The 21796-nt window shown below is 56.7% G+C and carries 14 protein-coding genes and 1 tRNA gene; 11 read left to right on the forward strand and 4 right to left on the reverse strand.

The window, feature by feature from the left end:
• The first annotated feature begins 628 nt into the window (after positions 1-628).
• Complete coding sequence (locus tag GJA01_RS06340; protein ID WP_062503932.1) at positions 629-3343, forward strand: Hint domain-containing protein; 2715 nt, start codon at positions 629-631, stop codon at positions 3341-3343.
• Between the two features lie 432 nt (positions 3344-3775).
• Here the strand turns inward: GJA01_RS06340 and GJA01_RS06345 are convergent.
• Positions 3776-3852, reverse strand: a tRNA-Arg gene (locus GJA01_RS06345).
• Between the two features lie 62 nt (positions 3853-3914).
• Positions 3915-4937, reverse strand: a complete 1023-nt coding sequence (locus GJA01_RS06350; protein WP_253783290.1) for an alpha/beta fold hydrolase — start codon at positions 4935-4937, stop codon at positions 3915-3917.
• A gap of 50 nt (positions 4938-4987) precedes the next feature.
• Here GJA01_RS06350 and polA point away from each other — a divergent pair, with 50 nt between their 5' ends.
• From polA to GJA01_RS06370, 4 genes are all read left to right on the forward strand, one after another.
• A complete protein-coding gene (gene polA / locus GJA01_RS06355) occupies positions 4988-7780 on the forward strand; it encodes a DNA polymerase I (RefSeq protein ID WP_062503936.1) in 2793 nt (930 codons plus the stop codon).
• A gap of 14 nt (positions 7781-7794) precedes the next feature.
• The gene (locus GJA01_RS06360; protein WP_062503938.1) at positions 7795-8403 is read left to right on the forward strand and encodes an SCO family protein; all 609 of its coding nucleotides are present in this window, start codon (positions 7795-7797) and stop codon (positions 8401-8403) included.
• 6 nt (positions 8404-8409) lie between these two features.
• Complete coding sequence (locus GJA01_RS06365; RefSeq protein WP_062504032.1) at positions 8410-10053, forward strand: ABC transporter substrate-binding protein; 1644 nt, start codon at positions 8410-8412, stop codon at positions 10051-10053.
• An 80-nt stretch (positions 10054-10133) separates the two neighbouring features.
• The gene (locus tag GJA01_RS06370) at positions 10134-11150 is read left to right on the forward strand and encodes a hypothetical protein (protein WP_062503940.1); all 1017 of its coding nucleotides are present in this window, start codon (positions 10134-10136) and stop codon (positions 11148-11150) included.
• Positions 11151-11189: 39 nt separating this feature from the next.
• On the opposite strand, the gene purD is transcribed toward GJA01_RS06370, so the two are convergent.
• Positions 11190-12419, reverse strand: coding sequence for a phosphoribosylamine--glycine ligase (gene purD, locus GJA01_RS06375; protein ID WP_062503942.1), 1230 nt, complete (start codon positions 12417-12419; stop codon positions 11190-11192).
• Between the two features lie 76 nt (positions 12420-12495).
• Between purD and xseA the strand changes: the two genes are divergently transcribed.
• The 4 genes from xseA to GJA01_RS06395 all read left to right on the forward strand — a co-directional run bounded on the left by xseA (position 12496) and on the right by GJA01_RS06395 (position 15779).
• Positions 12496-13989: an exodeoxyribonuclease VII large subunit gene (xseA, locus tag GJA01_RS06380; RefSeq protein ID WP_062503943.1), complete on the forward strand. Its 1494-nt coding sequence runs from the start codon at positions 12496-12498 to the stop codon at positions 13987-13989.
• A 45-nt stretch (positions 13990-14034) separates the two neighbouring features.
• The gene (locus GJA01_RS06385) at positions 14035-14397 is read left to right on the forward strand and encodes a hypothetical protein (RefSeq protein ID WP_062503945.1); all 363 of its coding nucleotides are present in this window, start codon (positions 14035-14037) and stop codon (positions 14395-14397) included.
• An 85-nt stretch (positions 14398-14482) separates the two neighbouring features.
• Positions 14483-14836, forward strand: a complete 354-nt coding sequence (locus GJA01_RS06390) for a zinc ribbon domain-containing protein YjdM (RefSeq protein ID WP_010502654.1) — start codon at positions 14483-14485, stop codon at positions 14834-14836.
• Positions 14837-14936: 100 nt separating this feature from the next.
• Complete coding sequence (locus GJA01_RS06395; RefSeq protein ID WP_062503947.1) at positions 14937-15779, forward strand: NmrA family NAD(P)-binding protein; 843 nt, start codon at positions 14937-14939, stop codon at positions 15777-15779.
• A 77-nt stretch (positions 15780-15856) separates the two neighbouring features.
• On the opposite strand, the gene GJA01_RS06400 is transcribed toward GJA01_RS06395, so the two are convergent.
• Positions 15857-18592, reverse strand: a complete 2736-nt coding sequence (locus tag GJA01_RS06400; protein ID WP_253783292.1) for an Rne/Rng family ribonuclease — start codon at positions 18590-18592, stop codon at positions 15857-15859.
• Positions 18593-19138: 546 nt separating this feature from the next.
• Between GJA01_RS06400 and GJA01_RS06405 the strand changes: the two genes are divergently transcribed.
• Together GJA01_RS06405 and GJA01_RS06410 are read left to right on the forward strand one after the other, a co-directional pair.
• Positions 19139-19984, forward strand: a complete 846-nt coding sequence (locus tag GJA01_RS06405) for an N-acetylmuramoyl-L-alanine amidase family protein (protein ID WP_062503953.1) — start codon at positions 19139-19141, stop codon at positions 19982-19984.
• 217 nt (positions 19985-20201) lie between these two features.
• Positions 20202-21770 carry a 2-isopropylmalate synthase gene (locus GJA01_RS06410; protein WP_010502658.1) on the forward strand — a complete coding sequence of 523 codons (1569 nt, stop codon included), beginning with the start codon at positions 20202-20204 and terminating at the stop codon, positions 21768-21770.
• The last annotated feature ends 26 nt before the right edge of the window (positions 21771-21796 follow it).

Raw genomic sequence — 21796 nt, forward strand, 5'->3', positions numbered from 1 at the left:
GGGAGATTTCGTCTCTGTCTCGACAGCAGGCGAAGCACCCGGCGCAGAGGACGGGAGAGGCACTGGAGCCTCCTCTGTCTGGGCAGACACGGAAGTCACATCAGACGCAGACATACGCCTCCTTCAAATCGCACGATAGAGCATTAAAAAAGGATCTGATAAAACAAGAAGGTCATGATTATTGACCATTTATAATATGGAAACCAGTACCAAAATATTGGTTATCAAAAGTTACATTAGGGATCGTAAATTTTACGCTGGATTCGGACATAAAAGCCGAATCGAAGGAATAATATTTACAAAGAAAATTATCATTTTCTCGAATGAAGAGATTTTTGATCAAAAATTATTACGATCAAAAATCTTCTTATCATTTCTACATTTTTTCAAATTCCTCTTTGAGAAAATAAACGTTGTCTCCTGTTTCATTAAGAAATCGTTAAAACGAGAGGCGAAGCCAAACGCAAAAAACGCTTGAGATGAAACACTAGGACATGGTTTGGTTTTTCCTCTCACTGTTGTTGCTCAAAAGATAACACTCGAGCGCTCCGGTGAAACTGTTCAATGAGCCACCATCCACGACATTTTTCTTTCGTTTCTTGTGGCTTGTCGGTGAGGATAAAAGACCATGGCGACTTATAACGTTTCGTCGGGGCAGGTTGCTTCGAATGAGCTCGTGTATGGAGACGTTGAAACCGTCTCGAGCGGCGGCGTTACGCAAGACCAGCACAATGGCGGTCAGCGGTTTGTTCTTTCCGGCGGTATCGTCCGTAACGGCGTCGTCAGTAGTGGAGGTAAGGATTATATCTCCAGTGGAGGGTCCTCATTCCAAGGGGTCATTCAGAGTGGCGGCATTCGATATCTCTCTGCAGGTGCAACGGCTGACAATCCGTTCATCGCAGGAGGTGGCACTGTTAGTGCTGCAACCGGCGCAACAGTGCTGGCCGTTAACGCCTTTAGTGGTGGTGTTTTAAGCGCCGCCAACGGAGCTGTGATCAGCGGCGGTAATGTGGCAACAGGAGCCGTGATTACAGCAAATGCTGGAACGCTTCTGGAGGGCACAATCAACGTCTCTTCAGGCTCTACAGTGACAAATGGGACGCTTACCGGCTCTGGTGCAGCGCTGAGTGCTTATACCGGGTCTGTTATTAGCAACGTCAGTGTCGGGAGCAGCACGCGCCTTTATCTGGGGTCTGGTGCTACGGGGTCTGCCAATCTCGTCAATGGTGGCACACTTGAGATCGCAGGGGGAGCTACCCCCAGCAATAACCGATTTGGAAGCGGAACGGGTGGAACTATCATCATTGATAGTGGCACTACCTGGAGCAACAATAACACGACAAGCTTGGGCGTAACTTCTGGTAATACTCTGATTATCCAGAGTGGAGGTGTTGTCACAGGCACTGTGATTGCATCCGGCGGAACGACAGTTATTTCTTCCGGAGGTATTTTACGCGGGACGCAGGCGGTTGTTTCCGGTGCTACCCTTTCCATTAATACCGTTAATTCCGGCGCAACGGTTAATGTTCAGTCGGGAGGTGTCGTATCGGGCCTTACCACAGTCGCGAGCGCGGGTGTTCTCAGTGCTGCCAGTAACTATATTTATAGTGGCACTGTAACCAATTATGGAGCGGTTTACGGCGGAACACTCTCAGGTTCTGCGCAGTTGATCGCTTCGGGCTCAGGGGCAAACTCCCTCACGTCAGGTGTATCGATTGAAAGTGGCGGGCGCCTGTATCTGGGCTCTGGCGCAACCGGGTCCGCTAATCTGGTTAACGGCGGAACTCTGGAAATTGCCAGCGGCGCAACCCCAAGCAGCAATCGGTTTGGCAGTGGAACTGGCGGCACGATTATAATTGATAGCGGGGTAACATGGAGTAATGCCAACAGCGCGGCTTATAACGTAACATCCGGAAACACGCTTGTTATTCAGAGCGGAGGTACAGTTTCTGGCACTGTGATTGCGGCTGGCGGTAAGACTGTTATTTCTTCCGGTGGTGTTATCGCGGGTACGCAAACCGTCTCTTCCGGTGGTACACTGGTTCTGAATGGAACTGCGGGCACCGGCGTTGTCTCGCTGGCGGGTGACGGTGCAAATCTGGTCATCAGCGGCACGACAATGCCGACCAACACCATTTCCAACTGGTCTCCGACGGATACGATCGAGCTTGCGTCCATTCCTGCCGCAAGTGTCACCAGTGTTACTACAACATCTACCGGCATCACATTTTACACCAAAGGTGGCAGCTACTCGCTGAACGTACCGGGTGCCAGCAACTACGGTTATACGCTCTCGTCTGACAGCAATGGCGGCCTAGTTTACACGACGTGCTTTGCAGAAGGCACATCGCTGATGACACCGGATGGCGAAGCAGCGGTCGAAACCCTCGTGCCCGGTACACTGGTCATGACACCAAAGGGCGCGATGCCCGTCAAATGGCTGGGTCATCGTTCCATCACGGTAGCAAGCCAGCCTGTTCCTGAAGACAACTGGCTCGTTCGCATCCGTGAGGGCGCTCTGGCCGATGGTGTTCCGTCCCGTGATCTGCTGGTCACGCAGGAGCACTGCATGGTCTTCGAGGGCAAGCTCGTCCCGGCCCGTATGCTGGTCAATGGCACCTCAATCCTGATTGATCGCACGATCAACAGCTACACCTACTACCACGTGGAACTGGACAGCCATGAAGCCGTCTGGGCTGAAAATGCACTGACCGAGAGCTATCTCGATACAGGCAATCGTGACCGGTTCGACAACCATACCGTGACGGCCCTTTTCGGAGGCTCCAGAAAAACGGGCGGTTCATCAACGCTGCCGCTTGAGACGTCCCGAGCTTTCGTCGAGCCGATCCATGCAGCCATTGCGGCACGCGCCACCAGTGTTGCGCCTCAGCCGGAACTGACCACAGACCCGGATCTGCATCTGGTCACGAACTTTGGCCAGGTTATTCGTCCGCTGCGTACGGCGCATGATCGGGTCATGTTCATGATCCCTGCAAATGTTGCGACTGTCCGTCTCGTCTCCCGGACCAGCCGTCCGAGCGACACGATCGGACCATTTGTGGATGATCGCCGTGATCTTGGTGTGCTGGTAGGAGAGGTGTCTCTGTTTGCCGCTCGTCAGACAACGAACCTGACAACACATCTGTCGATAGCTGATCTGTCAGGCTGGCACGGTCTGGAATCCCCCACCTATCGTTGGACGGATGGCAACGCGGCTCTGCCACTCCAGAGTCATGTCACGTTGAGCAGAGACCCCAGTGTGCTTTCCCTTCAGATTGTCTCTAGCGGACCCTATCTGATGGACGCTCCTGTGGCTGAGACCGAACTGCGTCAGGTCGGTTAACAGGCTTTAAGGGCCGATGGGGAGGCATTTGCCTCCCCATTTCATAATTTAAGCGCTCAACCAATTAAAAGCTGGCTCCGCGCCAGACCCCAATAAATATAGACATTTCATTTCGTTCAGAGTTGCTAACTCCGGCATGCTCGGACCTGATCACGAAGTCCGATATAATCTCCTATCCAGCGCATCAACTGCGGCTGCGGGCTTTTTCGGATCTCACTCGCTAATTCCTTTTGCTCAGCATCTGAGTACGAAACGAGGGTAGGGCACATAGCGGATAGAGGTGCAGCTTGGGCCATAGCTGAGGTCCGATTGAGTGCGTCTTCTGCATCTTTGACGTCCTGGGCAGCCCTATCGGCTTTCTGCGATTTGCCCCCGGAGGAAGGTGTCAAACCTGCCGAAAAACTGGCGGAAAATAGCGATTTCTGAGATTGGTGGTGGACCCGACGCGATTCGAACGCGTGACCTTTGCCTTCGGAGGGCAACGCTCTATCCAGCTGAGCTACGGGTCCGTCGGGTTTCCAATAGACGGTTCAGGATGGGCTTGCCAAGCCCCAATCGGCATTTTGTTCAATCACGGTTGAGCTGTTGCTTTCCAGAGGGCTGCGGCAATGTCTCCCCCGGAGGGCAAAGCGCGGTCTGGCGTCAGGATCCAGGAGGCTACATCCTGCGCGGTAATACGTTTGTCGCGGCTTATCAGGTGGTGGGCTGTCGGAAATTCATCCAGTCGGACGGCGGCGGGGAGACGCTTCAGAAAACGTGCGGTGTATGGGGGCAGGACGAACTGGTCTCGACCGCCGAACACCATGAGCATTGGCGTTCTGATGTGTGGGGCGGCGTTGAACGCTGCGGTCATGAGATGGGTCAGGCCAGCAAGTGGATGAACTGTCGAACTGTGCTGGGTCAACGGGTCGAAATACATCCGACGCAGGGCATGAATGTTGTCGCTTGCAACGCGTTCTCCGGGGACGGCTGATCCATCCAGTTTCCAGTGAGGGGCGACTGTGTCGATACCATCCAGAACAGTCTGCCATGGCTCGCCGATTTTCATGATGGCTGGAGCGAGCAGAATTGTGCCTGATAGCTCTGGTGGCGGATCGGTGGCGAGAAGCAGGGCGACCGCTCCGCCCATGCTTTCGCCCATGACATAAAGAGGCAGGTCGGGATAACGGCTGTGAAGCCACGCAAGCTCTTCGCGTACGTCCTCAACCATTTGCGTCGTGCTGCTCCAGCCGCCTGCGTCCTGTGTCGCTCCGAAGCCTCGCTGGTCTGAGGCGACGATTTCGATACCGGCAGTGCTCAGGGGCGGGGCAAAGAACTCCCACGCATCCCGGCTGTCTCCGAAGCCATGAAGGGCCAGAATAGCGGCCTTCAAGGGGTGTGCTGCGGGATAAATTCTTAAAGGAATGTGAGTACTATCCGACATGCTGAGCGTCACATCCGGGAGGATGAGGGCTGTTTCTTTTGCTGTTGGGTGCAGGTCCGGCATTGGGCGGTGTGTGCAGGCTCCGACAAGCAGCGTACAGGCTGCAAAGCAGACGAAGGTGCAGGAAAGACGCCGCAGGCGGTTTGAAACGGAGTGGAATGAGCCTATCATCGCAGGGATTTTAGAGCGTCCGCCCCTTCCGGGCGAGAAGGGAGATATTCGTGCCGTCTGAAACGCCTCATCTGGTTCTGATTGACGGGTCTGGGTTCATTTTCCGTGCTTTCCATGCCCTGCCGCCCATGACGAGCCCGGATGGCGTGCCGGTCAATGCGGTTTATGGCTTCACGAATATGCTGACGCGCCTGCTGCGCGACCATGTTGGCACACATCTGGCTGTTATTTTTGATGCCGGACGGTACACGTTCCGCAACGAGATTTACCCGCAGTACAAGGCACATCGTCCCGAGCCACCGGAAGATCTGCGCCCGCAGTTCGGCCTGATCCGGGATGCGACTGCGGCTTTCAATGTGCCTGCGATTGAACTGGCCGGTTGGGAAGCGGACGATCTGATCGCGAGCTATGCCAAGGCTGTTGTGGAGCAGGGCGGCCGGTGCACGATCATCTCGTCGGACAAGGATCTGATGCAGTTGATCTGCCCTGGCGTCGAACTGATGGACCCGATGAAGCAGAAGCCGATTCGGGAAGCTGAGGTTGAGGCCAAGTTTGGTGTGCGGCCGGATCAGGTTGTCGATGTTCAGGCTCTGATGGGAGACTCTACTGATAACGTGCCGGGTGTGCCCGGTATTGGCGCGAAGGGTGCGGCCCAGCTCATTAATGAATATGGCACGCTGGAAAAGGTTCTGGATGCTGCGGAGAGTATGAAAGCCTCCAAGCGCCGCCAGAACCTGATCGAATTTGCGGATGCCGCCCGGATGTCTCGCAAGCTGGTTCTGCTGGCGGATGATGTACCGTTACCTCAGCCGATTGAGGAACTGGGGTGCCGTGAGCCGGTTCAGGAAACGCTCCGGGACTGGCTCGACACGATGGGTTTCCATTCCACGATCCAGCGGATGGGGCTGGGATTGGCTGCGAAGCCGAAGTCTACGTTTCGTCCCAAGGCAGTCGCTCCGGCGGAAGGTGAAGCGCCTACGGTCACGCTTTCTGCGGCGTCTTATGGGCCGTACGAAACCGTAACGGATTTCGAGACGCTGGATCGGTGGATTACTGACGCACGGGCAGCCGGATTTGTGGCTGTGGATACGGAGACGGACAGTCTCAATGCGCGTCAGGCCAATATGGTTGGGTTGTCGCTGTCTGTCGCGCCGGGGAAGGCCTGTTATGTGCCGTTCCTGCATGAAGGCAAGCGGGATCTGTTGCAAGATGGGCCGGACGATCAGCCAACCGATCAGCAGCTTGATCGTGCAGAGACGCTGAAGCGCCTTGAGCCGTTAATGCGTGATCCGTCTGTTCTGAAGATCTTCCAGAACGCGAAATATGATCTGACGGTGTTCCGTAAGGCTGGCCTGCCTGAAATTACGCCGATCGACGATACGATGCTCATCTCCTATGCGCAGTCTGCGGGAGAGCACGGGCAGGGCATGGATGAGCTCTCCCAGCTTCATCTGGGGCATACGCCGATCACATATGATTCCGTGACGGGAACGGGGCGCAAGCGCATTCCGTTCGCTGAAGTGCCGTTGGATCAGGCGACGGCTTATGCGGCGGAAGATGCTGATGTCACGCTGCGGCTGTGGCAGGTGCTTCGTCCGCAACTGCGTATTCGTCAGTCGCTGGCCCTCTATGAAGAAATCGAGCGGCCTCTGATTGAGGTTCTGACGGATATGGAAGACGTCGGGATCAAGGTGGATGCGGTCGAACTACGGCGCATGTCGGCCGATTTTGCGATGCGCATGGCGGTGATCGAGAAGGATATTCACGAGCAGGTTGGGCGCAGTTTCAATGTTGGATCGCCCAAGCAGCTTGGTGAGATCCTGTTCGATGAAATGGAGCTTCCGGGTGGGAAACGCACCAAGAGCGGCTCCTGGGGGACGGATTCTTCTGTCCTTGAGGGACTGGCGGAGCAGGGGCATGATCTGCCGCAGAAGATCCTATCCTGGCGTCAGTTGGCCAAGCTGAAATCCACTTATGCTGATGCGCTGGTTGAGCAGATGGACCAAGGGACGCAGCGTGTTCACACGTCCTTCCAGATGGCCATTACGACCACCGGACGTCTGTCTTCCAATGAGCCGAACCTTCAGAACATTCCGATCCGTACAGAAGAAGGTGCGCTGATCCGCAAGGCCTTCGTGGCGGCCCCGGGGCATGTTCTAGTGTCGGCGGATTACAGTCAGATCGAATTGCGACTTCTGGCTCATGTGGCGAAGATCGAGCCTTTGCTGGAGGCATTCCATCTGGGGCAGGATATTCATGCCCGTACGGCTTCCGAAGTGTTCGGTATTCCCATTGAAGGTATGGATCCGCTGACCCGTCGTCGGGCCAAAGCCATCAATTTCGGCATTATTTACGGGATTTCGGCTTTTGGTCTGGGGCGTCAGCTTCAGATTTCGCCGGGCGAAGCACGCTCTTATATTGATGCGTATTTTGCCCGCTATCCCGGTATTCGCGCATATATGGACCGCACCAAAGAAGAGGCGAAGGAACACGGTTACGTTCTGACGCCGTTTGGTCGCCGCTGTTATGTGCCTGGCATCAAGGACAAAAACGGCGCTCGCCGGTCCTATGCGGAACGTCAGGCCATCAATGCGCCGCTTCAGGGTGGCGCTGCTGACATCATCAAGCGCGCTATGGTGCGTCTGGCGAGAAAGCTGCCTGAAACAGGCCTCAAGGCGCAGATGCTGCTTCAGGTGCATGACGAACTGCTCTTCGAAGTTCAAGAGCAGGATGCGCAGAAATTGGCGGATTTCGTCCGTCAGGAAATGGAAAGTGCCGCAAAGCTGGATGTGGCGCTTGAGGTTGAAACCGGTATTGGCCCGAGCTGGGCTGACGCACACTGAGAGACTGAACGAGCATGGAAACCCAACACGAACGCCGCAAGCGGGTCAGCAATCGCATTATCTGGGGAGTGCTGGCGGTTGCGGCGGTTCTGGCCGGGGTCGGCTTCCAGTTGGCCTCTCATGGTGGCCCCGGACTTCTGGTGCAGTCCAATGGAAATGAAGTCGGTGGCAGCTTCCGCCTTGATTCCCTTGGGGAAAGTACGGTCACGGAAGGAGACTTCCACGGAACATGGATGCTGGTGTGGTTCTTCGACACGAACTGCCCGGAAGATCGCTGCCAGCCCGTGCTGAAGAGCATGGAGCAGGCTTATCAGACGCTCCATGCAGAAGGCGTGCGTGTCTCGCCGCTGGCGGTGTCTTTGGATCCGTTTGATGAGAATGAAGCCCTCAGGAACTACGTTATTCCGGTTGCGCCTCATGTTATGCCGTTCACGGGAACGCCCAACATGATCAAAGCCATGACGGCCGAATATCATGCGCCGGATGACAAAGAGGGCGACCATTACGTTCCGGCTCCGCGGATTGTCATCATGGACCCGAATGCCCGGTATGCGGGTACGATTGATGCGACGGGTGATGCCGATGCCCTGATTGCGCGTCTGCGCCAGCTTGCAAAGCGCTGAGTGACGATGCGGCTGTCGGCTCTGGTTCTTGCCTTGTCTCTTGGTTTGGCAGGAACCGCTGTTGCCCAGGAGCGGACACCGCCAGACTGGGATGGGCAGACGCTCGGTAGCCCGCATCGGGGAGGGACGCTCCGTCTGACGGCAGATGGTCCAGGAGGAACGCTGGATCCGCAGGTCAATTACGGCACGCAGTACATGCAGGTGTTCGTCAACATGTACGACCCTCTGCTGACGTTCCGTCAGGCGCGCGGTCCTTCCGGGCTGGATGTTGTGCCTGATCTGGCCGAAGCCATGCCGACCATCAGTCCGGATGGTTTGACATGGACGCTGCATCTGCGATCTGGCCTGAAATTTTCGGACGGGTCGCCTGTCCGTGCTGAGGACGTCGTTGCGTCTTTCCGCCGGATCTACCGCGTTGGCAGTCCGACGGCCGCGTCGTTTTATGGTGGGATTGTCGGGGCGAAAGAGTGCCTGGATGCGCCAGATCATTGCACGTTGCCAGGCGTTGAAGGTCATCCGGATGGCACAATCGTTTTTCATCTGACGCATCAGGATGGAGAGTTTCTCTACAAGCTGGCATTTCCCCATGCTGTTATCCTGCCTGCCGGAATTTCGTCTCACGATCTTGGAAATGCGACAGCACCGGGGACGGGCCCTTACCGGATCACGCATTACGATCCCGAGCACGGATTATCTCTGGAGCGGAACGCCTACTTTCACGTCTGGAATCCGCAGGCGCAGACGGATGGGTTCGTCGATCATATCGAGTACAGTTTCGGCCTGTCAGACGAAGCGCAGATTACGGCCGTTGAGCAGGGGCAATATGACTGGATGCTGGATGCCAAGCCCTCCGACCGACTGGGAGAGCTAGGGGCGAAATATACGTCCCAAGTGCATATCGAGCCGCTTCTTGGCCTTTATTATCTGGCGATGAATGTTCATGAAAAACCGTTTACGGATCAGCGGGTCCGGCAAGCGGTCAGTCTGGCGGTAAACCGTCATGCCATGACGATCCTGTTTGGTGGGAGCGCCATTTCTGAACCGCTCTGCCAGATGGTGCCTCATGGTATTCCGGGTGCGGATCTTGGGTTATCCTGCCCGCAAAATCTGGAAGAGGCTCGGCGGCTGGTTCGGGAGGCTGGTGCGGAAGGACAGGCGGTTACATTGGTTGTCCCTAATCGCGCTATCGAACTGGGCATGGGGACGTATTTGCGGAATGTGCTTCAGCAGATTGGCCTGAAAGCGCAGTTGCGACCGATTACGGCTGGTCTGGCAGACTCTTACGAGCAGAATACGGCCAACCATGTTCAAATCGCTCTGGCCTACTGGTTTGCCGATTATCCGTCTGCGTCGACGTTTCTGGATGATCTGTTTGGGTGTGATAACTACCACCCCAATTCTACCATTTCTCCAAACTTTACCGGCTTCTGTGACCAGCATGTTCAGGGCCTGTTCGAGCAGGCCAAGGCACAGACTGACCCCGCCAAAGCCGCGCCCATCTGGCAGGAGGCGGGGCACGAGATCATGCGCCAGATGCCGGGTGCGCCGATGATCCAGATGAAGACCATTGATTTTGTATCGAAAAGGCTGGGGAATTATTACTCTACGCTTTTGAACCACATGCTGTTTTCGCATGTTTGGGTAAAATAACGCCCGAACGAGAATAATATTGTGTAAATAGTCTTTGCTGATGCCTCCCCTGTATTGCGTGGCCTGCAAGGAGACGATTCATGAGAGTTTTGTTCGTTAGACTCATGGGCGTGTGTCTTGTTGTTTTGAGTATCGGGAAAGCGAGCACGCAGGAAACACAGAAATCATCTGATGACTGCATCAAAGCTGCGGTTGTTCTTCCTTTGCTGGGTGGCCCGGGGGACGCGCCGATTATTCCGGTCAAGGTCAACGGCGTGGATGCGGCCATGTATGTCAGCCCAATGTTCGGGCGCGTTATGGTTCACGATGCCGGAAAGCTGTGGTTCCCGCGTGGAGCGGAGATGCCCTTGAAAGCCCAGAATGGCGCGGTGACGTTAACCTCCCGAACACTTCTTGATGATGTGCAGATCGGACCAATGGATCTGGGAGAAATGGCTGCCAATCTTCTGGACGGTCAGGCTGAGCACCGTGTCGATGGCCGGCCCCTCATTGGAATGCTGGGGCTGGGGAGCGACGTATTCTCCGGGACCGATGTTCTCTTCGACATTCCCAACGGAAAGCTGGCGTTTCTGAAGTTTCGAACAGACAAGGCCTGCAAGGATGCGGCGCATCGTCTCATGGGGGCTCAGGCACATGTTGTGGAACTGCGGCGTGGAGCACTGATTGCTGTTCGCGCCAATTCAACATCTCAGGATATGGTTCTTGACCCGGATTTATCAGAAACGGTTTTACCGACATCCTGGGCAGACGCCCTGAGCCTGACGTCGGATGACATCCGGCATGAACAGATCGTGACGACCCGGTATGTCGGGATATCGGTCGGGCACCAGTCTGTTCTTAATGGACTGGATATTGGTGGGTATACTCCCGGTTCCCTGAATGTGCTGTTCCAGTCTGATATTTCGACTGCAGCCCTTGGGGGAGATGTCTTCAGGAAGGCGGCTGTTTTGCTAAACAGGCATGCTGGTCAGGCGTTTTTCCTTCCTGAACCAGACAATACGTCTCGCCCGACGCTGCATTTCCATTTTGATGAAAATCACGCTGGACGTACAGCCGTCACACAGAGAACCGGACAGATTGAGGCGGGTGTGAAGTGAAGCTTTATGCAGGGATCACTTCACACCCATTGGGTATTTTTACAGGCCGATATCGGTGCGGAAAATCTTGTCGTCCCACTGGATGGCTGATGCGCCTTCATAAGCAAGACGACGTGCGTCTTCTGGCGTAGCGGCCTTGGCGCAGACTGTCAGAACACGTCCACCGTCTGCGACAAGAAAGCCGTCGACCAGCTTTGTTCCGGCATGGAAAACCGAGACGCCTGGGACGGCTTCGGCGCGTTCGATGCCTGAAATGCGTCCACCCTTTTTCGGAGCATCCGGGTAGCCGCTGGCGGCCAGAACCAGTGAGATGGAGGCTTCGTCGGAGAACTCGGCAGCGGCATGATCGAGATTGCCGTCTGCGAGAGCCGCAAGGATCGGGAGCAGGTCTGACTTGAGGCGGATGAGCAGAGCCTGCGCTTCCGGGTCACCGAAGCGGACATTGTACTCGATCAGCTTGGGACCTTCATTCGTCAGCATCAGGCCAGCAAAAATCACGCCACGGAAAGGTGTTCCGCGACGCACCATTTCTGCCAGCATCGGACGAACGCTGAGGTCCAGCGCCTTTTCCTGAGCCGCGCGATCAAAGCCGGATGGAGGGGAGATAGCGCCCATTCCCCCTGTGTTCGGCCCTGTATCGCCATCGCCAAGACGTTTGTGGTCGCGGGCTGCGCCGATCAGAACAGCCTTGTCGTCCGAGCAGAAGGCGAACAGCGAGACTTCTTCGCCCACCAGACATTCTTCAATAACGAGCGGCATACCGAGCTTGCGAATGGCGTCTTCCGCTTCTTCGACGCTCAAGGCCACGACCACGCCCTTACCGGCCGCCAGGCCATCGGCCTTCACAACGATTGGCGCACCGCGACGGCGAACGAATTCAAGGGCTGGTGCCTCATCTTCGAAGCGTTCCCACTTTGCCGTTGGAATGGCAGCGGCGTCTGCGACTTCTTTGGTGAACGCCTTGCTGCCTTCCAGAAGGGCCGCAGCCTTGGTGGGGCCAGCGCAGGGAATGCCAGCTTCGGCGCAGGCATCTGCCAGACCGACGACCAGAGGCGCTTCAGGGCCGGGAACGATCAGGTCGATGTTTTGCTCTTTTGCAAAAGCAACAAGCCCTGCAACGTCATCGGCTTTCAGCGGAACAAGCGTTGCCAGAGAGGCCATGCCCGGGTTGCCGGGAGCGGCATAAAGCGCCGAAAGACTGGGCGAGCGCGCCAGACATGTTGCCAGGGCGTGTTCGCGCCCTCCGGAACCGACCAGCAAAACGCGCATTCCGCTCTCCCTTTTCATATGCGGGTCCCTGAGATCAGGGCTTCGTCTGAGGGCGTGCGTAGCATAGACTGTCGCCATGATGGAGAGTGATGCCGCGTCCATGCGCGGGAATGTGCCGCAATATTCAGTTTCCGAGATTTCCGGAGCCATCAAGCGCACGCTTGAGACCGGATTCGGTCGCGTTCGGGTGCGTGGAGAAGTCACGGAGCTCAAGCGCTACCCGTCCGGGCATGTCTATCTGTCCCTGAAAGACGAGGGCGGAAAGATTTCCGGCGTGATCTGGCGCGGAACCGTGTCCCGTCTGGGGATGGCACCTGAGAACGGCAATGAAGTCATCGCGACGGGGAAGGTCTCGTCTTACGGAGAGCGGTCCAGCTATCAGCTCATCATTGACCGCATGGAGTTTGCGGGCGAGGGCGCGCTTCTGGCGAACATTGAACGCCTGCGCCGCAAACTGCTGGAAGAGGGCCTGTTCGAGGCTGACCGCAAAAAGCCGATCCCGTTCCTGCCGACGCTCGTTGGTGTTGTCACGTCACGCGCGGGTGCGGTCCTGCACGATATTAAGACGACGATTGAGCGTCGTTTTCCGCGTGATGTCCTGCTGTGGCCTGTGGCTGTGCAGGGGGAAGGGGCGGCGGCCCAGATTGCAGCAGCGATTGAAGGGATGGCGCAAAGACCGCGCCGACCAGATGTTCTGATTGTTGCGCGTGGCGGCGGGTCGCTGGAAGACCTCATGGCGTTCAATGACGAGCGCGTTTTGCGTGCCGTTGCGGCGTGTCCCATCCCGGTGATTTCTGCGGTCGGGCATGAAACGGATACCACGCTGATTGATCTGGTGTCTGATCGACGTGCGCCAACGCCCACAGCTGCTGCGGAAATGGCCGTTCCGCTACGCTCCGAACTGGTGGCCGATCTGGCGCATCGTACGGCTCGTCTGGCGGGTGGGTTGAGCCGGATTATGCAGTTGTCTCGCGGGCGGCTTGAACAGGCTACGGCTGGGTTGCCGGATCTGCCGTCTCTTCTGGCGACCGCACGCATGAGACTGGACGATCGCAGCCAGCGCCTTGAACTGGCACTTCCGGCCTATGTGATGCGGATCAGAAGCCGGCTGGATGCGCCTTTGCATCAGTTGCCCTCGCCGGAACTGATCGTCAGTCGTGCCCGGGCGGCGTTGACTGCACCCTCCCGTCAGCTTCCGTCACCTGTGCTGATGATTGAACGCCGGGGAAGTGCGCTTCAGAAGGCAGAAACAGCTTTGATGACGGCATGGCAGAACGCGGCACAGCGTTTCCATCTTCGTGTGGAACGGCAGCGGTTGTCTCCCGAGACGCTTAACGGGGCCATTCGTCTTCAAAAAGCACGTCTGGAAGGGTTGGGAAGCCATCTGGAAGCCGTGTCCCCCAAAGCCATTCTGAGCCGTGGCTATGTGCTGGTTCAGGATAGCAAAGGGCGCCCGGTTACCAGTTCGAAGGCTACTCCTGTGAATGACCGTGTTGTTCTCTCTTTCGCTGATGGCGAACGTGGGGCAAAACTGGATGCTCTGACGTCTCAGGGCGATCTCGGGCTTTAATCGTGAAGTGCCGGGCTGTTGCCCGGCTTGTAATCCGGAGTTCACATGCGTCCGTTCTGGTTGAGCCTTGTTGTCCTGCCTCTTCTGGCGGCTTGTGCCGAACAGTCTGCTGCTCCAGCCCAGACGGCTGTGCAGGCTCCGGCACAGAAGATCCCTCCGCAGGATTTTGCACCTGGGCTGGCTGAAGAAGCGCCACATACAGGGCAGAAAGTGCTGCTCAATGATCCTTCTGCACCAATAAATACGCCTTTGTGCGGCACGGCGCTGCATGAAGCCAATCAGGCTGGTGCGGCAGTCTATGCTCAGGGGCTGGCAAGCACTGCGTCCTCCTGTCCGCAAAATGCCTGTTTCGAGCCTTTGACAGGCACGTTTATTGCTGCGGATGGCAACAAGAGCGTGTGCCGGTAAAAGTTTTCAGCTCAGATTGAGCTGTCGCATTTCCCTATCATTCACCGTGCTTTAAGATGCGCCTCACAAAAGAGTGAGGCTTGCGATGACTGATAATCTGAAGTGCCCCAAATGTGGGTCCGAACATGTCTATCCGGATGGTACCCTCTGGGTCTGTCCGGATTGTGCAAATGAATGGAATCCTGAAGCCGAAGGCCAGGGGGATGCGGGGGAAGGAAGCTCCGTTATCAAGGATGCGAACGGAAATGTTCTCGTCGATGGGGATAGTGTGACCGTTGTGAAGGACCTTAAAGTCAAAGGCTCTTCGCTCGTCGTGAAAAGCGGCACCAAGGTGAAGAACATCCGTCTGGTTGATGCGACGGACGGGCACAACATTGCCTGCAAGATCACCGGGATTGGCGCCATGAATCTCAAGTCGGAATTCGTCAAAAAATCCTGATTGCCCTTCTGATCAGAGTGATTTTCCCATTCGGCCCTTGCGGATCTTCCGTGAGGGCCGAATGCGTTTTGGCAATTTTCAGGAAAGGGGATGTGCAGGCATGGATGTTATTCTGGGTGGAACAGGTCATGTGGGACGGGCTGTCGCAGAGACTGTTCGGGCTGCAGGTCACGATGTGACGATTGTTGGTCGTCATGTTCATGCGGAAGCGGGCGAGGGGTTTAAGGCTGTCTCGTTGGACGTACTGGATACAATGGCTTTACGAGCCTTGTTTCAGACAGCGCGCAGGGTATTTGTTCTGAACCCACCTGCTGCCGTTTCAGGTGATACGGATGTTGAGGAGCGCAGAACAGTTCGTTCTTTCCTCACAGCGCTTCAGGGCGTTCGTTTGGAAAAGCTGGTGGTACTCTCAACTTATGGTGCCCAGCCTGGCGCGCACTGCGGAGATCTGGGCGTACTTTACGAACTGGAACAAGGTGTTGCTAACCTGAATATGCCGGTTTGTATTGTGCGGGCTGCCTATTACATGACGAACTGGATTGGGCTTCTGGAGAGTGTCAGAGCCACAGGGGTGATGAAGACGCTGCTGCCGTCTGCTCAGGCCTTCCCGATGGTGGCGCCAGAAGATGTTGGGCATTTCGCAGGGCAAATTCTGCTTTCCGAAGAAGGTCAGGGCGAGATCTACCATATCGAAGGTCCAAAAACTTACACGCCAGACGAGGTCGCGGAAGTGCTTTGTGATCTTCTGGGACGACCTGTTCGGGCTGAGGCTGTTCCTCAGGATCAGTGGTACGCGACTTACCTTGCCAATGGCTTTTCTACTGAAGCGGCTCGATCTTATGCCACGATGACAGGAATTTTTGTTCATCACTGTTATGAAGCGCCAACAGGTCCGTGGCGCGGTTCAACAGATCTTGCCACCTGTCTGAAACGCTGCTTTTAGGATTCGGAGACAAGCAACAAAAAAGCCGACCGGAGGGGTATCCGGTCGGCTTTTTTTAGACGTTATGGAAACGCTTCTTAGCGCTTCCACCATCCGACGCGGCGTGTCGCCGGGGGAAGTTCGTCAATGTTGATTGGCTGAAGAGTATTGTCTTCACCCGTCGTGTCCTCGGCCTTGGCTTGTGTAGCCTTGGTCGTGCGACGCGCGCGCTTCGGCTTAGCCGGAGCGTCCTCATCGGAAACGGGTGTCGCTTCGACTGTCGCGTCCTCAGCCTTGGTGGCTGCGGCTTTGGTCGTGCGACGGGCACGAGTGCGCTTTGGCTTGGCTTCGGCCTCTTCAGTTGCTGCCGGAGCAGGAACCTCGACTGCAACCTCTTCCACCATAACTGGCGTTACGGTGTCTGCCTTTACAGCCTTCGTGCTACGGCGACCGCGCCCACGCTTTGGCTTTTCCTGTGCTTCAGCAGCAGGTTCAACCACTGTTTCCGTGATGGTGGCAATCGGAGCTTCTTCAATCACGATCGGGGTAGGCTGTGCTGTAGAGGTGCGAACCGGGCGGGCTGCCTGTTCCATCTCTGCCTGTTCAATCACGTCGAAGATGTCGAAGCTGCCACCGAACGGGTCGGCCGGTGTTGGTCCAACATAGCTGCGCTGCTGAAATGCCGGACGCTCTTCGCGACGACGCTGGTTGTGCGCGGGTGCCTGACGAGACGGCTGCGGAGCCTCAGGCTGCGCAGGTGCAGGCACTGGGGTTTCGGCAACAGCTTCGTCTTCCTTCTGAACGCGCTTGAAGCGGGTCCGACGACGTCCCGGAATGAGTCCGGTTTCTTCGTTGTCCTGCTCCTGAGGCTGCGAAGGTTGCTCGACTTCGGCCTCAGAAACATTCTGCTGAATCGTCTCGTTCTCGGAAGACTGATCCCGGCGACCACGACGACGACGACGGCGGCGGCGGCGATTGCCGTTGTTGCCTTCTTCCTCGTCACTGGTCTCTAGCTCGACGTCTTCGGCCCGCACAGCGGCCGGAGCAGCCTCTGGAACGATAGCCTGCGGAAGCGTCGGAGCTTCGTCTTCGATGATCTCGATCGTACGGACCGTCTGAGGCACTGCAACCTGGGCAGGGACATGAGCGGCAGCGGCCGTCTGCGGACGCAGGCGTTCGATGCGCATCTCGGATGCTGGCAGGTCTTCTTCTGTCCGGAAGATCACACGCATACGGTGACGCTGCTCGATGTCTGACAGCCAGTCGCGCTTGTGGTTCAGGATGTAGAGCGCAATGCTTGAACCGATATAGACTTCGATTTCAGAAGCCCGTTGGCGGGTGCCTTCTTCGTCAATGGCGCGCAGCACATGCAGGGCGGAACTTTCCGTACCACGGATGAAGCCGGTGCCCTGACAGTGCGGGCACGGCGTCAGCAGGGATTCCGCGATGGACGGACGCAGACGCTGGCGGGACATTTCGAGCAGGCCGAAATGGGAAATATGCCCGACCTGAATGCGTGCGCGGTCCGTACGCAGGGAGTCCTTGAGGCGCTTCTCGACCTGGGCGTTGTGACGGCGACTCTCCATGTCGATGAAATCGATCACGACGAGACCAGCCAGATCACGCAGGCGGAGTTGACGTGCGACTTCTTCCGCAGCTTCGAGGTTGGTCCGCAGGGCGGTTTCCTCGATGTTGCGCTGGGAGGTGGACTTGCCGGAGTTCACGTCAATGGCGACCAGCGCTTCTGTCTGGTTGATGACGAGGTAGCCACCAGATTTCAGGCGTGCTGTCGGCGAGAACATCGCATCCAGATGGCCTTCGACGTTGTAACGCGCGAAGAGGCTCTGACCGCGGTTCTGCCACAGCTTCACTTTGCCAGCGTTGTGCGGCATCAGCAGGCGCATGAATTCGCGGGCGCTCTTCCAGGCAGATTCACCGTCGACCATGATGTCTTCGATGTCTTTGGAGAACAGATCGCGGATCGCGCGCTTGATGAGGCTTGCTTCCTCATAAACCAGCGTCGGTGCGACGGAAGACAGCGCATGTGAGCGAATGTCATCCCACAACTGGAGCAGGTATTCGCAGTCGCGGATGATTTCCGGTCCCGGGCGTCCTGCACCGGCTGTCCGGACAATCATGGCCATCGACTTGGGCAGGTTCAGTTCCGCAATCAGATCACGCAGACGACGGCGATCGGTGTCGGACGTGATCTTGCGTGAAACGCCACCGCCACGCAGAGCATTGGGCATCAAGACGCAGTAGCGGCCGGCGAGGGAGACGTAGGTGGTCAGGGCAGCGCCTTTGTTGCCACGCTCTTCCTTCACGACCTGCACGAGCAGGACCTGACGACGGCGAATGACTTCCTGGATCTTGTAATTGCGCAGGAAGCGGGCTGTGCGGCGGGACGCAGCATTTTCCTCGCCGGTGTCGTGTTCACCACCGACGGTTTCCGGGGCGCGACGATCCTGGTTTTCGGTCTCGTCGGTATCGTCAGAGACGGTTTCTTCTTCACTTTCCGGAAGATCAGTGCGCTGTTCGGACGCAACGTCTTCTTCCTGAAGGGCCAGAAGTTTTTCGCGGTCTGCAACCGGGATCTGGAAGTAATCCGGGTGAATTTCGCTGAAGGCGAGGAAGCCGTGACGGTTTCCGCCGTATTCTACGAAAGCGGCCTGAAGGCTCGGCTCAACGCGAATGACCTTGGCGAGGTAGATGTTGCCCTTGAGCTGTTTCTTGGACGATGTCTCGACGTCGTAATCTTCAACGCGGTCACCGTCCATGACCACAACACGCGTTTCTTCCGCGTGTGTGGTGTCGATAAGCATACGCTTGGTCATGGAAAACTGAACTCCACGATGTTCCAGAGTGGCGCTTTGGGCCAGAGGGAACACCTGATTGTACGGGGTGGAGGGGGCGCATCAGTCGGAATACCAGTCCGCGGGACGCATCTGGTCCCGTTCCGGCTAGGCTCCTGACTGTGATCACGTCGCGTGACATTCGACCCCTGACAGACGTCCGGTCCATGGTCTGGTCCCGGATGAAAACGCATTCCGGTCAGGGTGTTATCCTGTGCCGGACTGAACTAATCCCGCCGGAATAACCCGATCAGGACATGGCACAGAAATGTCAGGCACATGTCAAACGATGGGGCGTCACGGCTCGGACAATGGAGGCGGGAGCGCTGCGGGGAAAAGGGTAAAAGCCCACAAACGATCAGACCGCTCTCTTCAGGTCCTTGATGTGCAGGATGACTTAAAGAAGGGCTGCTGGCAAGCGGGGCTTTTGCGGGCTCTCCAAAAGGTGCGCCGCCTTGTTTCAGACATTGTCCTGTGTCTGTATTGTTTGGGCTCATAAAACGATTGATAAAGACGCAGGATAGACGAATGCTGACGCGACGCACGGTACTGGAAGGTCTTGCCTGTCTGTCAGCGGCAATCCCGCTGGATGCAACTGCCCGCACGAAGCATTCTACGCATCATCTCCCGACCGGAGGAACGCTTCATGCGCCTGCGGTACATCGTAATGCGGCCCCTCCAAAACCGCTTGTGATGCTGGACCCAGGCCATGGGGGAAAAGATCCGGGCGCCATTGGTATTTCCGGTACGTATGAGAAACATATTGCGGAGGCCGCCGCGACGGAACTGCAAAGACAGCTTCTGGCATCGGGGCAATACCGTGTCGCAATGACACGGTCTGAAGACCGGTTTATCCCTCTAGAGGGGCGTGTCGAACTGGCGCAGCAGCATCAGGCGCATCTCTTTATTTCCATGCACGCCGATGCGCTGCATGACCGCGATGTTCGCGGGGCTAGTGTCTATACGCTCTCCAGCGGTGCATCAGATGCGCAGACCGCGGCTTTGGCTCAAACGGAAAACAGTGCGGACCGTTTTGGTGGCCCTGCGTTTCATGGGATGTCTCCAGATGTGCAGCAGATCCTGTCCAGCCTTGTTTCGGAAGAAACCCGCCGTGGCTCAGCGCATATGGCATCGAGTGTGGTCGGGGCGTTCCGGAACCGGATTGGCCTGCTGACGCATCCCTCCCGGCATGCTGCGTTTGTTGTTCTGAAATCTGCAGAGATACCCTCTGTTCTGGTTGAGATGGGGTTCATGTCTAACCGGTTGGATGAAGCGGCTTTGCGTCAGGCTGTGCATCGAACGCAGGTAGCGAGTGCGATGAAAACCGCTGTTGACCGGTATTTTTCTGCGCAGCCCAGGCTTATGGCTGGCTGATTTTTGGCCGACCTTGGCGGAACGCATGGCAGAGTTTTTGGTCATGTGGGTTGCACATAACGAAAGAATCGGACATTTTCCGTCGCCATGACATTTCTTTCGATCCTCTCGCTTCGACTTATCGGCCCCTGAACGCCATATCTTAGGCGGGCAGCGTTCCGTTGCGTTCAGGGGATGACAGACCAGAAAATTTCCTGACCAGCGAGAAGATCAAGACATGACTTTCCAACATCCGTCTTTCGGTACGATTTCCGACGACCGCGTTATCATTTTCGATACAACGCTGCGTGACGGTGAGCAGTCCCCCGGTTTCTCTATGAACCTCGAAGAGAAGCTCCGCATGGCGCATGCGTTGAGCGCTCTGGGAGTGGATGTTATTGAGGCAGGCTTCCCGGTTGCTTCCAAGGACGATTTTGAGAGCGTTCGTAGCATTGCCGAGCAGGTACGCGGTTCTGTTATCTGTGGTCTGGCTCGCAGTGGCGGCAAGCGCGACATTGAATCCTGTGGTGAAGCCCTGAAGGGCGCTGAACGTTCCCGTATTCACAACTTCATTTCCACGTCTCCGCTGCACATGAAGTACAAGCTGCGGATGGAGCCGGAAACGGTTCTGGACATCATTGCCTCTGGTAACCAGAAGGCTCGGCAGTACACGGACGACGTGGAGTGGTCTGCTGAGGATGGCTCCCGCACGGACCCGGACTTCCTGTGTCGTTGCGTGGAAGTCGCCATCAAGAATGGTGCGAACACCATTAATATCCCTGACACCGTAGGCTTTGCGACGCCGGAAGAAATGCGCCGCATCTTTACCATGCTGCGTGAGCGTGTTCCGGGTGCGGATCAGGTGATTTTCTCCACGCATAATCACAATGATCTGGGTCTGGGTGTTGCGAATACGCTGGCTGCTGTTGAAGGCGGTGCACGCCAGATCGAATGCACGATCAACGGTATTGGCGAGCGTGCGGGTAATGCTGCGCTGGAAGAAATCGTCATGGCGCTGCGGACGCGTCACGATCAGTACGGCAAGGTGACCGGCATCGAGACGCCGAAGCTGCTCGGCATGTCCCGGATGCTGGCGACGATTACGGGCTTCGACGTGCAGCCGAACAAGGCCATCGTTGGTCGCAACGCCTTCGCGCATGAAAGCGGGATTCATCAGGACGGTGTTCTGAAGAACGCAGCCACTTATGAGATCATGACGCCGGAGAGCGTGGGCTGGAACAAGAGTTCACTGGTGATGGGCAAGCATTCCGGCCGTGCCGCATTCCGCGACAAGCTGGCTCAGCTTGGTTACCCGCCGCTGGAAGAAGAAGCCCTGAACGCCGCCTTCGCGCGTTTCAAGGATCTGGCTGACAGCAAGAAGGTCGTGTTCGATGACGACATCTGCGCGCTGGTCGATGATGAAAGCCGCGATCATGAGCGCATTCACCTGATCTCGCTGGAAGTGGCTTCGGGGACGAAGCAGAAGGCGCAGGTCAAGCTGGAAATCAGCGTCGATGGTGCGACGCAGTATGCGGCCGTAAGTGGAAATGGGCCGGTTGACGCGGCATTCCGGGCTATTGGTGAAGCTTTCCCGCACTCTGCTGAACTGGCACTGTTTTCCGTGGCAAACGTGACGGAAGGGACTGACGCTCAGGCCCGCACGACTGTTCGTTTGCAGGAAAACGGCAAGCTTGTAGACGGCCAGGGTGCGGATTCCGACACGGTTGTATCGGCAGTGCGTGCTTATATCCATGCCCTGAACAAGCTGTTGACCAAGCGTGAGCGCACGGAGCCTGAAGCGCTCTGAGCGTTCGCGATTAATGAGAGATCCTT

Origin of the sequence: Gluconobacter japonicus, from assembly GCF_002723975.1 — a bacterium.
GTDB lineage: Bacteria > Pseudomonadota > Alphaproteobacteria > Acetobacterales > Acetobacteraceae > Gluconobacter > Gluconobacter japonicus.